Source organism: Paraburkholderia phymatum STM815 (genome assembly GCF_000020045.1).
In the GTDB taxonomy this organism is placed as follows: domain Bacteria; phylum Pseudomonadota; class Gammaproteobacteria; order Burkholderiales; family Burkholderiaceae; genus Paraburkholderia; species Paraburkholderia phymatum.
Map to the genome: position 1 here is coordinate 939,347 of NC_010625.1, position 13,339 is coordinate 952,685.

14 protein-coding genes are annotated in these 13,339 nt (G+C 62.4%); 1 reads left to right on the forward strand and 13 read right to left on the reverse strand.

What is annotated here, in order from left to right; genetic code table 11:
* Window positions 1-168: 168 nt before the first annotated feature.
* On the reverse strand, window positions 169-870 hold the full coding sequence (locus BPHY_RS31660; RefSeq protein ID WP_012405552.1) for a hypothetical protein: 702 nt from the start codon (window positions 868-870) through the stop codon (window positions 169-171).
* Between the two features lie 322 nt (window positions 871-1,192).
* Between BPHY_RS31660 and BPHY_RS31665 the strand changes: the two genes are divergently transcribed.
* Window positions 1,193-2,176 carry a CAP domain-containing protein gene (locus BPHY_RS31665; protein WP_012405553.1) on the forward strand — a complete coding sequence of 328 codons (984 nt, stop codon included), beginning with the start codon at window positions 1,193-1,195 and terminating at the stop codon, window positions 2,174-2,176.
* Between the two features lie 27 nt (window positions 2,177-2,203).
* On the opposite strand, the gene dhaK is transcribed toward BPHY_RS31665, so the two are convergent.
* The 12 genes from dhaK to BPHY_RS31725 all read right to left on the reverse strand — a co-directional run bounded on the left by dhaK (window position 2,204) and on the right by BPHY_RS31725 (window position 13,339).
* Entirely contained in the window at window positions 2,204-3,193 is a 990-nt protein-coding gene (gene dhaK / locus BPHY_RS31670; RefSeq protein ID WP_012405554.1) for a dihydroxyacetone kinase subunit DhaK, read from the reverse strand.
* A gap of 14 nt (window positions 3,194-3,207) precedes the next feature.
* Window positions 3,208-3,843 (reverse strand): dihydroxyacetone kinase subunit DhaL, encoded by a 636-nt coding sequence (dhaL, locus tag BPHY_RS31675; protein WP_041765723.1) that lies wholly within the window; start codon window positions 3,841-3,843, stop codon window positions 3,208-3,210.
* Window positions 3,840-4,859 carry an ABC transporter ATP-binding protein gene (locus BPHY_RS31680; RefSeq protein ID WP_012405556.1) on the reverse strand — a complete coding sequence of 340 codons (1,020 nt, stop codon included), beginning with the start codon at window positions 4,857-4,859 and terminating at the stop codon, window positions 3,840-3,842. Before BPHY_RS31680 ends, dhaL begins: the two co-directional genes overlap by 4 nt.
* Window positions 4,852-5,967 (reverse strand): ABC transporter ATP-binding protein, encoded by a 1,116-nt coding sequence (locus tag BPHY_RS31685; RefSeq protein WP_012405557.1) that lies wholly within the window; start codon window positions 5,965-5,967, stop codon window positions 4,852-4,854. The genes BPHY_RS31680 and BPHY_RS31685 overlap by 8 nt, the downstream gene beginning before the upstream one ends.
* Window positions 5,968-5,970: 3 nt before the next feature.
* Complete coding sequence (locus BPHY_RS31690) at window positions 5,971-6,162, reverse strand: hypothetical protein (RefSeq protein WP_012405558.1); 192 nt, start codon at window positions 6,160-6,162, stop codon at window positions 5,971-5,973.
* Window positions 6,159-7,112, reverse strand: coding sequence for a carbohydrate ABC transporter permease (locus BPHY_RS31695; protein ID WP_012405559.1), 954 nt, complete (start codon window positions 7,110-7,112; stop codon window positions 6,159-6,161). Before BPHY_RS31695 ends, BPHY_RS31690 begins: the two co-directional genes overlap by 4 nt.
* Window positions 7,109-8,065, reverse strand: a complete 957-nt coding sequence (locus BPHY_RS31700; RefSeq protein ID WP_012405560.1) for a carbohydrate ABC transporter permease — start codon at window positions 8,063-8,065, stop codon at window positions 7,109-7,111. The genes BPHY_RS31695 and BPHY_RS31700 overlap by 4 nt, the downstream gene beginning before the upstream one ends.
* Before the next feature lie 74 nt (window positions 8,066-8,139).
* Window positions 8,140-9,471 carry an ABC transporter substrate-binding protein gene (locus BPHY_RS31705; protein ID WP_012405561.1) on the reverse strand — a complete coding sequence of 444 codons (1,332 nt, stop codon included), beginning with the start codon at window positions 9,469-9,471 and terminating at the stop codon, window positions 8,140-8,142.
* 113 nt (window positions 9,472-9,584) lie between these two features.
* The gene (locus BPHY_RS31710) at window positions 9,585-10,604 is read right to left on the reverse strand and encodes a LacI family DNA-binding transcriptional regulator (RefSeq protein WP_012405562.1); all 1,020 of its coding nucleotides are present in this window, start codon (window positions 10,602-10,604) and stop codon (window positions 9,585-9,587) included.
* Window positions 10,605-10,913: 309 nt separating this feature from the next.
* Window positions 10,914-11,621, reverse strand: coding sequence for a substrate-binding domain-containing protein (locus BPHY_RS31715; RefSeq protein WP_012405563.1), 708 nt, complete (start codon window positions 11,619-11,621; stop codon window positions 10,914-10,916).
* Window positions 11,622-11,628: 7 nt separating this feature from the next.
* Complete coding sequence (gene ligK / locus BPHY_RS31720; RefSeq protein ID WP_012405564.1) at window positions 11,629-12,312, reverse strand: 4-carboxy-4-hydroxy-2-oxoadipate aldolase/oxaloacetate decarboxylase; 684 nt, start codon at window positions 12,310-12,312, stop codon at window positions 11,629-11,631.
* A gap of 1 nt (window position 12,313) precedes the next feature.
* On the reverse strand, window positions 12,314-13,339 hold the full coding sequence (locus tag BPHY_RS31725) for an amidohydrolase family protein (protein WP_012405565.1): 1,026 nt from the start codon (window positions 13,337-13,339) through the stop codon (window positions 12,314-12,316).

Below are 13,339 nucleotides of genomic sequence, written 5' to 3' on the forward strand. Positions count from 1 at the left end.
TCCCTCTGTGCCTGAACCGTCTCGCCGGCCAGCCTGTCGGTGCGGCGCGGTATGACCGTTAAGCCAGAATACGTTACCAGGGCCGTATTTCAAGTGCGATCCCGTTTGCCGCGCGTTGACTGTGCGTTGACTTGTGTTGAGTTGCTGCAGACCAGGCTGCCCGGGCATTCACGCCTGCACGTCGATCAATGCGCCAAGCGGCCGCCACTTGATGCTCTTTGTCTCTTTCGACAATCCATCGAGCACTGCCGCCAGCGGCACGCTTCCCCCCGTATCCTGCGCGAGCGTCTCCACGTGATCCTGCAGCGCCAGATGCAACTGCGCGATGGCGGACGTCATCGGGTCGCTCTCGTCTGACGAAGTATCGGTGGCGAACGTGTCGACCGGGTCGGGGAAGCCCCAGTCCCATTCGTCCTGTCCAGGACCGTCATCTGATACCGGGCCCGCCAGTTTCGCCAGATCGGCAATCTGCGCGCTGAGATCGCGATATTCGCTGCCGTGTAGGGTCGAATGCTGCGCGCCTGCCACGCCGCCGATTGCACCGTTCGATTCGTCGCCATCCGTCGCGCCGTTCGCCGACGCAATGGCCTGATGCAATTTGAGCGCCTGATACAGCGCCGCGATCAGGGACGCACTGGTTGCATTGACCCGCTTGTGAAGCCACGTGCCATCGTCAGTGCTGTCGCCGATCGCGAGCCCCGTGGACCCGTCGATGCCGAGCTGCGCCAGTGTTCGCTTGAGCGCCGCCATCAGCTCATGATTGCCCCGCTCCGCCGTGCTGGTCGCCGACGAGCCTTCTCTCGACGAAGGCGGCTCCGGCGGCGGCGAGCTGTTGAGCGATGTGGGGGTGCTGATTGGATCGGGTGACATGGAACTGATGCTTCCTCCGTTCGGCGCTCGGGAAAGGGTCAAAAGTCGAATGCAGAGTCGCGCCGTGCAAACGGGTTATCGGGCCGGTCGCCCGGGACTTGATGTTTTGTAATTGGCCGAAAGTTTGCCGGCCATGCATACGCTCAGGCTCGGCCGCAACGTGGGCGCCGCCCCTGACGCGACCGACGCGAAGGCGGCAGGCCTTCGTGTAAGATCATCGACATCACCCACCGCGCCTCGTCAGCAGGCGGGCGGTGCCCGCATCATCCGCCTCGACTGCTACCTGCCTTCCCTCGTTGCGGGTGGGTAGCGAACACAGCGAATGCACAATCCAGCTCTCGCCGCATGCTGCCTCGCGATCACGCTCCTGACCGGCTGCACAAACAAGGCCGCCAGGATCGATCGCGCCGAACCCATCTACAGCGGCCCGCCCGTTCAGCTGCGTCGCGCGCCGGGTTCCTCGAACGCAGTGCCGACCGATCACAAAACGGCACTCGACTACGTGAATGCCCGTCGCGAAGAAGCCGGTTTACCGCTGATCGCGGTCGACGGCAAACTGGCGGCAGCGGCGGCGGACCATGCGAGGTATCTCGAGCTGAATCGCGTCGCGACGCATGACGAAGTGCCAGGCAAGCCGGGCTTCACGGGCACGGCGATCATGACGCGCGTGAGGCGCCATACTGCGGCCGATGGAGTCAGCGAGATTCTGGCCGTGTCGGGCGAACCGCGCTCCGTTGGCGCGTCCATCGAGGCCATTTTCTCGTCGCCCTATCACCGCGGCGCGATCCTGTTCGACTGGGCACGTGCGGGTGAGGCGTCGATCGGCGGAGCGCGGGCCGTGACGGTCGTCGATTTCGCCGACATCGCGCCCGCGCTCGCCGACACGGAACTGGTGGCCTGGCCATACGATGGCCAGCGCGAGGTGCCTACGGCGTGGGTGAACAACGAACAGCCCGATCCGATGGGCACGGATGCACGCTATCGCGGTCAGGTGCTTGGCTTTCCGATCACGCTTTCGGGCGGACCGAATGCGCATATCGATCTGCGCAGTGTCGATTTGCGCGACCAGCGTGGCAGGAAAGTCGCTTGCAAGATTGCACCGCTCACAGCCGCCGATGCGGCGCGCAATACCGCCATATGTACGCCGTATGAGCCGCTACGCACGGCCACCCGCTATACGGTGCGCGTGATCGGCGAAGTCGCGCAACCAGGCAAGGTCCGGCCCTTCGACCTCGCCTGGGCCTTCACCACGCGCGAAGACGAAAGGCCCGCGCCGCCCGTCGTCGCGCAGTCCGGAAACCAGTGAGGATCTGACGGCGCGGGCGCGTATCGGCTACAAGCCCCACCTGAGCGACGGTGTATGCACCGCACTATCCCAATGCCGCGTCATTTCGTCGTCGAGCACGCACAAGGTAATCGACGCGCCCGCCATCTCCAGCGAGGTCGTCAGCGAACCGACCTGCACGCGCGCAATGTTCAGATCGCGCTGCTGCAACCATACGCGGGCAGAATTGAACAGCAGATACAGTTCTCCAAGCGGCGTCCCGCCTAGCCCGTTGATCAGAACCAGCAACCCCGAGCCTCTCGCCGGTTTCAGATCGGCCACGATCGCTGTGAGCAGTTCTCCTGCGATCGCATCGGCTGAAGCAAAACGCGCGCGTCGCCGCCCGGGTTCGCCATGAATGCCGACGCCGACTTCGATTTCATCGTCGCCGATCTTGAACGTGAGCGTGCCCGCCGCGGGCACCGTGCAACTGGAAAAGGCCACCCCCATCGAGGCCGTATGCTTGTTGATCCGGTCGCCGAACGCCTTGCACTGTTCCAGATCGGCGCCGCTTTCGGCAAGACTGCCCACCATCTTTTCGACGATCACGGCACCCGCAACACCGCGCCGCCCCGTCGTATAACTGGAGTTTTCGACGGCGACATCGTCGTTGATCAACACCATCGCATTCGGCAGTTCCGACATCTCCGACGCCATTTCGAAGTTCATGAGATCGCCAGAATAGTTCTTCACGATGTAGAGCGTACCCGCGCCCGTGTCGACGGACTTGGCGGCCGCCATCATCTGATCGGGGGTCGGCGACGTGAACACCTGGCCAGGGCACGCGGCGTCCAGCATTCCGTAGCCGACAAAGCCGCTGTGCAAAGGCTCGTGTCCGGAGCCTCCGCCCGAGATCAGTGCAACCTTGCCCGACTTCAGCGTCTTGCGCCGGACGAATACGGGTTCCTGATTGAGTACGACGAGATCGTTATGCGCAGCGGCGAACCCGGCGAGGCTCTCGGTCAGGAAATCGTCGACTTGATTGATGAATTTCTTCATGGCCTACGCTCCTTTCATTCCTTGTCCTGCGCGAGCCGCGCGCACACCGCATCGATCATCAACTGGCTCGATCGCGCGCCCGGATCGATGTGGCCGCGCGAGCGCTCGCCGAGAAACGACGCGCGTCCCTTGGTCGCCAGCATGTCGCGCGTGGCGAGCATGCCCGCTTCGGCAACCTCCGGCAATGCATCGAGTACGGCTTCGGGAGCCGCGTCTTCGTCGGCCATCTCCGCAAAGCGCGACGCCACGGGAATGAGCACGTCCATCATCGTCTTGCTGCCGATCCCCGCCTTCCCGCGCTGCGCGACGGCATCGACACCCGCCGCGAAGACCCGGGCCGCATGCTCGACGCTCAGCGTGTCCGCGTTTTCCGATGCTTTCGCCATGCCGTGCAGCAACGAATAGAACAGCGGCCCCGACGAGCCGCCAACCGTCGACAGCAGTTTCGACGCGGCGAGATCCAGCGCGGGCGCGAATGCCTCGGCCTCGATATCGGCGCGCATCGCCAACAGCGCATCGGCGCCGCGCAACAGATTGAAGATATGATCGCCGTCGCCGATCTGCTGATCGAGCGCTGCAATCTCGTCGGCGTGTTCCTTTAGCGTCGCATGCGCGGCTTCGATGCACGCCATGACCGTTTTCCCGTTCATGCCGGAATCCTCCTGCCGTCGGAGCGGAAATAAAGAAGGCTGCGCGGCGGCAGCGACACGCCGACCGTTTGCCCTGGCGCGAAATTGCGCTCGGTCATCGTCGTGGCGGCGATTGCGGTACCGTCGCGGTCCAGAATCAGCAGATGCCGAAGCGGCGAATACTCGAGCACGCGAAGATTGAGCACGTCGCGCGTATCCGGCGCGTGCAGCACGATGTCTTCGGGACGGATCGCGACCGTGTTCGTACCCGCGGGCATCGCAGCCGGATCGAACAGCACGGCGGGCAGCAGGTTGATCGGCGGCGAACCGAGACGTTGCGCCGCGCTCAGCGAAGCGGGATTGCCATATACCTCGCGCGGCGCGCCCATCTGCACGATGCGGCCATGTTCGAGTATGCCGATGCGATCAGCGAGCGTCGTGGCTTCGACCTGGTCGTGCGTCACGTAAATGATCGTCGCACCGATCGTGCGATGCAGCCGCGTCAGCTCGATTCGCAGTTCTTCGCGCAGCTTTGCGTCGAGCGACGAAAGCGGCTCGTCCATCAAAAACACTTTGGGCTGCCGCACGAGCGCGCGGCCGATGGCCACGCGCTGCATCTCGCCGCCCGACAGATGCGTTGCCAGGTTGCCGAGTTTCGACTCGATGTGCAGCATCTGCGCGACCGCCTGCACGCGCGCTGCGACTTCTGCCTCGCTCACGCGGCGACGTGGCGAACGCAACGGAAACGCCAGGTTGCCGAACACCGTCAGATGCGGGTACAGCGAGTACTGCTGAAAAACGAAGGCGACGTCGCGATCCGCGGGATGCACGGCCGTCGCCGCTTCGCCATCGATGAATATCTCGCCGGTGTCCGGACGTTCGAGACCCGCGATGAGCCGCAACGTGGTGGTCTTGCCCGCGCCGCTCGGTCCGAGCAGCACGACGAACTCGCCTTCCTTCACATCGATCGACACGTCGTCCACCGCGACGATATCGCCGAATCGCTTCGTGACCCCTTGCAAGCGAATCTCAGACATAAGCGCCTCCGTTGCCGTTTCCGTTGACGGCCATCTGCCGCGCAGCGCAACGCAGCAGCTTGCCGCTCGATGTGTCGTACAGAAGCGTGCGCTCCTTGCGAAACGACAGGCCGACCTGCGATCCTGCCGCCCGTCCATCATCCTTTCCGACTCTGACGCGCACGATGCCGAGCGCAGTCTCGATCACCAGGATCTGATGCGAGCCGAGATACTCGTCGGCAATCACCCGTCCGCGCAACGCGCCGTGTTCGTCGATCAGCACGTGTTCGGGGCGCACGCCCAGCAGCGCCTTCGCAGCGGATGCATCGGTGCGCGGCACGGGCACAGCCACCCCGCCGAGCGATACCGACTCCGCGCCCGTATCGACGCCGCCGTCGACGGCCAGAAAGTTCATCGGCGGACTGCCGATGAAGCTGCCGACGAACACGGTGGCCGGAAAATGATAGATCTCGTGAGGCGATGCGGATTGCAGCACCTCGCCCCCATTCATCACGACGATGTCGTCGGCCATCGCCATCGCTTCCCGTTGATCGTGCGTAACGTAGACCGTCGTCGCGTTGAGCGCGTTATGCAGCTTGCGCAATTCGAGGCACATCAGCTCGCGGAAGTCTGCGTCGAGCGTGCCGAGTGGCTCGTCCATCAAAAAGGCCTTCGGATGACGCACAATCGCTCGGCCCAATGCGACGCGTTGGCGGTCGCCACCCGACAGGCCGCCCGTCTTTCGGTCCAGCAGATTGTCGATGCGCAGCATATGCGCGGCGGCATCGACGCGCGCGGCAATCTCGCGGCGCGTAATGCCCTCGTTCTTCAGCGGGAACGCGATATTGTTGCGCACCGTCATATGCGGATAGAGCGCAAACATCTGGAACACGAACGCAATATCGCGCTGACGCGCCCGCAACGCCGTCACGTTCTCGCCGTCGATCAGAATCTGGCCCGAGGTCGGCAGTTCCAGCCCCGCGATCATGCGCAACGTCGTCGTCTTGCCGCAGCCCGAAGGTCCGAGCAGTACGACGAACCGCCCGTTGCCGATGGTGAGATTCGTATCGCGCACCGCCGTGAAGTCACCGAAGCGTTTATGAAGGTTGGAGAGTACGATCGTCGACATGGCTCACTCCGGGAAGTGGCTGGTCACGACAAAAGCCAGCGCCCCCAACAGAATCACGGGAAACGACCACGTGTAGAGATCGACCGTGAATGGCTGAACCAGCATCGCGATGCCTGCACCGATCAGCACTGTCGATGCGCCCTCGCAATAGCGCCGGCGGAACAGGCGGCGCGGCATGGTGGACTGGACTTTCATTTGCGCACCGCTCCGAAGGTGATGCCGCGCAGCAGGTGTTTGCGCAGCACGACGGTGAAGATCAGGATGGGCAGCACGAACAAGGTCGTGGCGGCCGCGACGGCTGGCCAGTCCTGACCGCCTTCGCCGATGATGAAAGGGATGAATGGCGGCATGGTCTGCGCGTCGCCGCTGGTCAGCAACAACGCGAACGCGTACTCGTTCCACGCAAAGATCAGGCAGAAGATGGCGGTCGCCGCGATGCCTGTGATCGCCTGCGGCAGCACCACCTTGATGAATGCCTGCAGACGCGTGTACCCGTCCACCAGCGCCGCCTCCTCATACTCGCGCGGAATTTCGTCGATGAATCCCTTGAGCAGCCACACTGCCAGCGACACGTTCACTGCCGTGTAAAGCACGATCATGCCCAGATAGCTGTCGGCGAGACCCAGCGCGCGATACATCAGATAGATAGGAATTGCGACGGCAATGGGCGGCATCATTCGCGTGGACAGAATGAAGAACAGCAGATCGTCGGCGAGTGGAATCTTGAAGCGCGAGAACGCATAGGCTGCGAGCGTGCCGAGAAAGACGGCGAGAAAGGTCGAACCAAAGCCGATCACAAGCGAATTGACGAAGCGCGGCAAGACTTTCGACGGGCCAGCAATCACCATATTGCGCTTGCGCACGTCCCGGTCATACCAGGTTTGAGCGGGGGGCAAGCTTGCGATGAACTCCGGCGTCTGCCGCGAGCGGATCGTGAAGAGGTTGACATAGCCTTCCATCGACGGGTGAAACACGACGACGGGCGGATACGCAATCGCATCTTCCTGCGTCTTGAAGCTCGTCAGGATGATCCACACGATCGGCAGCGTCGCAATCAGCGCATAGGCGATCACGACGACGGCCGCGAACGTCTTGCAGCGTGGCGATGCAGCCACCACCGACTGTTGAAGCGCAAGGTCTGTCATCGCTGTTTCACCCGGTTGAGTGCCTTCACATAGATGTTCGCGGCGCCGAACACCACCACGAACAGGATGATCGCCAGAGCGGACGAGTAACCTGTCTGCCACTTCTCGAATGCGGCGCGCTTGAGCGTGATCGATACGGTCTCCGTCACCGAGCCGGGACCGCCCGATGTCAGCAGGTTCACCATGTCGAACATCTTGAAGTTCTCGATACCGCGAAACAGGATCGCGAGCATCAGAAACGGCAGTGTCATCGGCAAGGTAATCGACCAGAACTGCCGCCATGGCGAAGCACGGTCGACTTCGGCCGCTTCGTAGATGTAGTCGGGAATCGAACGCAGTCCCGCGAGACAGATCAGCATCACGTAGGGCGTCCACATCCACGTATCGACCATCACGATCGTCCACGGTGCGAGCGGCACGTCGCCGATCATCTGGAACGAGTTCGGCGGAATGCCCGTGAAGTAGCTGACGATGTCGTTGAACAGGCCCGTTTGGGGTTGCAACAGAAACGTCCAGAAGTTGCCGACCACAGCGGGCGACAGCATCATCGGCAGCAGAATCAGCGTCGTCCAGAAACTATGACCGCGAAACTGCCGGTTGATCAATAGCGCGAGCCCGAAGCCGAGCAGTACTTCGAGCCCGACTGACCAGAACACGAAGCGCGCCGTCACCTGCATCGCGTACCAGATGTCTTCGTCCGTGAGGATGTCCGTGTAGTTGCCGATGCCGACATTGCGCGCAGGCACGCTCGGCATGTTCGACTTGAAATTCGTGAACGACAGCCGCAAGGCCCAGATCAACGGAAAGATGTTGATGGCGAGCAGCAGCAGGATAGTCGGAAGAATGAACAGCCACGCGATGGTCCGGTCAGACAGTCCGCGCAGGCGCGCGATTGCGCGCGTCTGGGCTTTCGTCTGCAATCCTTCCGGAGGAAAAGGCTTGTTTGCCAACATGCCCGGCTCCTTGGTCTCGTGGACGAGCAAGCCCGTTTCAGCCCGCCCGTCCGCGCTTTCATGTTCCCTGGACTTTAGTTCTTTCCTTCTGCCTTGAAGACCTTGTTCCAGTCCTTGACGAGCAGATCGAGGGCTTCCTTCGCACTGCCTTTGTCGGCGACCACATAATCGTGCACGCGCTTTTGCATGTCGAGCAGCAATTCGGCATAGGCAGGCTCGGCCCAGAAGTCCTTCACGATCGACATCGACTTCAGGAATGCAGGCGCAAATGGCTGGCTCTTCGGAAAGTCCGGCGCATCCACAACCGACTTCGCCGCCGAATAGCCGCCGAGTTGCCACCACTTCTTCTGCACATCGGGCTGCGCGAACCACTTGATGTATTCGAGCGCATCCGCTTTGTGATCGGAGTACGACACCACGGAAATGCCTTGTCCGCCAAGCTGCGTGAATTGCTTCATCTCTTTCGGGTTGACGAAGAAGCCGATCTTGTCGCCACCGACATTGGGATCCTTGTACAGTCCGGGGAAGAACGCAAACCAGTTCATCTGCATCGCGACCTGACCCGACTTGAACGCATCGAGCCCTTCCTGCATGTACGCGTTGGTCATGCCAGGTGCGGTGCAGCACTTGTAAAGCGCCTTGTAGAATTCGAGCCCCTTGACCGCGCCCGGTGAATTGACGAAGCCGTCGAGACGATAGGGTTTCTTCGGATCCTGGTATTCAAAGCCGAAGTTGTAGAGCATGTTGGTCACGCCCATCGTGATCCCTTCGGAGCCGCGTTCCGTGAAGATATACGCGCCATACACGGTCTTTCCGTCGATCTTGCGGCCCTGGAAGAACTCCGCGGTCTGCTTCAGTTCGTCCATCGTGGTGGGCGGTTCCAGTTCGCGTTTGTACTTCTGCTTGAATTCCGCGCGCAGTTCGGGCCTTGCAAACCAGTCTTTGCGATAGGTCCAGCCCACGGCATCGGCCATTGCAGGCAGCGCCCAATAGTTCGGCGTATCCTTTGGCCACTCTGCATAGCCGACGACCGTGGCGGGCACGAAGTCTTTCATCGATATCTTGTTCTTGTCGAAGAAGTCGTTGAGCTTCACGTAGTGTCCGTTCACTGCGGCGCCGCCGATCCACTGGCTGTCGCCGATGATGAGGTCGCACAGTTTTCCGTGCGAATTCAGCTCGTTGAGGAAGCGATCCGCGTAGCTCGTCCACGGCACGAATTCGAACTTCATCGCAATCCCCGTTTTGGCCGTAAAGTCTTTCGACAATTCGACGAGCGCATTGGCGGGATCCCATGCTGCCCAACACAGCGTCAACTGCTTGCCTTGCGCGTGTGCCGCCGATCCGAAGCTTAGTCCGAGCGATGCCAGGACCGCCGCAATTACCCTTGCTGACGTAAGACGTAACATGTGTGTTCTCCTTGTCTCTGTCGGGTCTCCAACCTGATCACAGACAGCGCCCATGCGCCGGGCGCTGTATTCGGCTCTGGCGGACCTGGCGAACCGTCCGCATGTCGCGAGCTTCAGGCATGCGCATTCTCACGAAGATAAATACGGGTTTCGGGTGTCGGGATCGCGAGCACACCGCGCACGTCGTTCAGAAAGTTGAGTGCGGCGAGTCCCGCCTGATGAACGATGCCGCGCACGTCCTGATCGAGAATGACGTCGATCGCACGCTCTGACAGTTGGGCCCGAGTATCGGCCGTACACTCGTGGCCGATCAGTACGACGCGCGCCTTGTCGCCCGATTCCTGCAGCGTCGCCGCCACGCCGGAAATGCCTCCGCCCGTTACGTATACGCCCACGATATCCGGATGGCCCGCCATGAGCCCCTGCACGGCGAGCCCGGCGCCATCGTCGTCTTCGGCAAAGTCCGGTTCGGTGAGCCAGCGCAGGTTGCGAAAATCCTCTTCCAGTACCTGAGAGAAGCCCGTGCGGCGCTCGAGCTGATCGTGCAGACGCGACGATGCCGACAGCACGGCCACCGTGCCGATGCGAGAACCGACGAAGCGCCCCATCAGCAGCCCCGCCGTGCGCCCGGCGATGCGGTTGTCGACGCCGACATAGGCAGCGCGCGCGCTCGACGGCAAGTCCGAGAAGACGGTCACGACGGGCACGTTGGCATCGGTCATATCCTGAATCATTCGCTCGATCCACGGGTAATCGAGTGGCACGAGCACGAGTGCGTCGTAGTCGATCAGCTGCTGAGCGAGGGAACTGGCGTCGCGCTGACTAGACAGGTCGCACCGATAGAACGACGGAACGAGACGATGCTCGCGAAAAAAGCTGGCCGACAGCGCGATATCGCGCTCGACCTGATCGAGAAAACGGGAGTTGATTTGCGGCAAAACGAAGGCGACGCGGAACGAAGTCGCTTTGGCAGGCCGCCCGCGGCTTGCGCGCTCGTCACGCAGCGTCGCCAGTGCGAGATGGACGCGCTCCGCCGTTTCAGGGCGAACGCCCTGATCGTCGCGCAGCACGCGATCTACCGTGGCAACGCTCACGCCGGCACGACGCGCAATCATCATACGGGTAGCCGGCATGGGTCTCCTCCGGTGCCTGGCGAAGAATCGTTTTGTTAACTCAAGATAGTTTTCCGCGTGTGAAATGCAAGCTTTTTTATCGCGTTAAATGCGTCATTCCTGATAGCGTCGACGCGGGCCTATCGACGCGCGGCCGAAAAAGAAAAAACCGCACATCGCGCGGCTTTTACAGCGTGTGCGCAGTCGGGGACCGAATATCTGATGCCGCGCAGAGATTGCTGGATCTGCAGCGGGGTGGGCGGAAGGACCTGGGCAAGTCTCCATCAAGCGAGCGGCGAGCAAAATGCCGCCGCGCGTCCTTCACGGTAGTCAGGCCGGCTCCATGCCCTGGCGCAGCTTTGCATCATTGGCGGCGGGCGACGCGAGAAACGCGATCAGTGCGCGTGCACTGTCCTGCCGCTGCGCGGTGCAGCAGATCGCGGCGGAGAAAACCGTGGTCGATTGAATGTCGGGCGGCAACAGGCCCGCCACAGTAATGCCATCCATATGCATTAGCTCGCTGAGCTGCTGGAAACCGATATCGACCTCGCCGCTCGCGACAAGTGAACCGACGGGTACACCGGGCGGCGCCTGCACCACGCGCGGCGTCGAAGCCCCCGCGCCGATTCCCCAGCCTTCGAACAGCTTCAACACGTACGCACCGCTCGGTCCCGTCGAGTAGCCGACAGAACGCGCACTCATCACGGCTCGGCGAACAGCCGCTCCGTTGCCGAGGGCGGGCACCGTGGCGCCCGCCCTGACCGCTACGGCGATGCCCGAGCGCACGAGATCTACGCGGCTGCGCGGATCGATGCGCCCGGCGACAGCGAGGCGCACGATGGCATCGGCGGCCAGCACGACGACATCGTACGGTTGCCCTTCGAGCACCCGCTGCGCGGCGTCCACGCCGCCCATCGACTGGACCTCCGCTTGCTCGCCTGTCTCGCGCCGATAGACGTCCACCAGATCGGCGAGCATCTGGCGCGTCGCCATCGACGAGACGACCGTCAACGGCCGGGAAGCTTCGGCACCGACCATCGCCGCCTCAGTCGATATAGCGCAGTCCCGCCTTTTCGAGCGGGCCACGCATGTTGTACATGTCGAGGCCGAGCACACCCGACGCGAGCTTCGCGCGCTTCCCGGCTTCGAAGGATTCGCGCGCCAACGCCTTTTCCAGCACCTGTGCCGCCAATGCAGCGGGCACCGCGACCACGCCGTCGTCATCGGCCACGACCACATCGCCCGGATGAACCAGGCCGCCCGCGCACACCACGGGAATGTTCACTGAGCCGAGCGTCGCCTTCACTGTGCCCTTCGACGAAATTGCCTTGCTCCACACGGGAAACTGCATCTGCGTGAGCACGCGCACGTCGCGCACGCCGCCGTCGATGATCAGTGCCCGTGCGCCGCGCGCCTTGAAGCTCGTCGCCAGCAGATCGCCGAAGAAGCCGTCCGTGTTGTCGGTCGTGCAGGCGGCGACGACGACGTCGCCTGGCTGGATCTGCTCGGCCGCGACGTGCAGCATCCAGTTGTCGCCCGGTTGCAGCAGCACCGTCACCGCCGTGCCGCCCACCTGGGCGCCTTCGTAGATGGGCCGCATGTACGGCTTCAGCAGACCGACGCGTCCCATTGCTTCGTGCACCGTCGCGCTGCCGAGCGCGCCGAGTTGCGTCGCGACGTCGCCAGCCGCACGCTTGATGTTGCGATACACCACTCCGAGTTCGTACATGTCACTTTCCTTGAGCTTTGAGCGCGGCATCGAGGCGCGGATACACTCGCCGTGCGTTGCCTTCATAAATCTTGTAGCGCTGTTCGGGATTCATATCGGCGGCTTCGACGTAGCGCTTCGTGTCGTCGAAATAGTGACCCGTTTGCGGATCGATGCCGCGTACGGCGCCGATCATCTCGCTGGCGAACAGAATGTTGTCGACGGGAATCACGTTCGTCAGCAGGTCGATGCCCGGCTGGTGATACACGCAGGTATCGAAGAAGAGGTTGTTGAGCAGATGTTCCTGCAAGGGCGGCTTCTTCATCTCCTGCGCAAGTCCGCGGAAACGTCCCCAGTGATATGGCACCGCACCGCCGCCGTGTGGAATCACGAAGCGCAGTGTCGGGAAGTCGCGGAACAGGTCCGAGGTCAGGCATTGCATGAACGCCGTCGTGTCCGCATTCAGATAATGCGCGCCTGTCGTGTGGAAGCAGGCGTTGCAGCTCGTGCTCACATGCACCATCGCGGGGATGTCGTATTCGATCATCTTCTCGTAGATCGGATACCAGTAGCGGTCGGACAGCGGGGGGCTCGTCCAGTGACCGCCTGACGGATCGGGATTCAGGTTGATCGCGACATTGCCGTACTGCTCGACGCACTTCACGAGTTCGGCAATGCAGGTCGCCGTTTCCACGCCCGGGCTTTGCGGCAGCATCGCAGCGGGAATGAAGTGCTCGGGGAACAGTCGGCTCACGCGATAGCACAGCTCGTTGCAGATCGCCGCCCACGTGCTCGACACTTCGAAGTCGCCGATGTGATGCGCCATGAAACTCGCGCGTGGGCTGAACACCGTGAGGTCCAGACCGCGTTCGCGCATCAGGCGCAACTGGTTCTGCTCGATAGACTCGCGCAGTTCGTCGTCGGTGATGTGCAGTTCGGATGCCTTCGGCATCTCCGACGGATTGTTGATGCCAGCAATCTGGCGGTTGCGCCACGCCTCCAGCGTTTTCGGCGCGGTCGTGTAGTGGCCGTGAATGTCGATGATCAT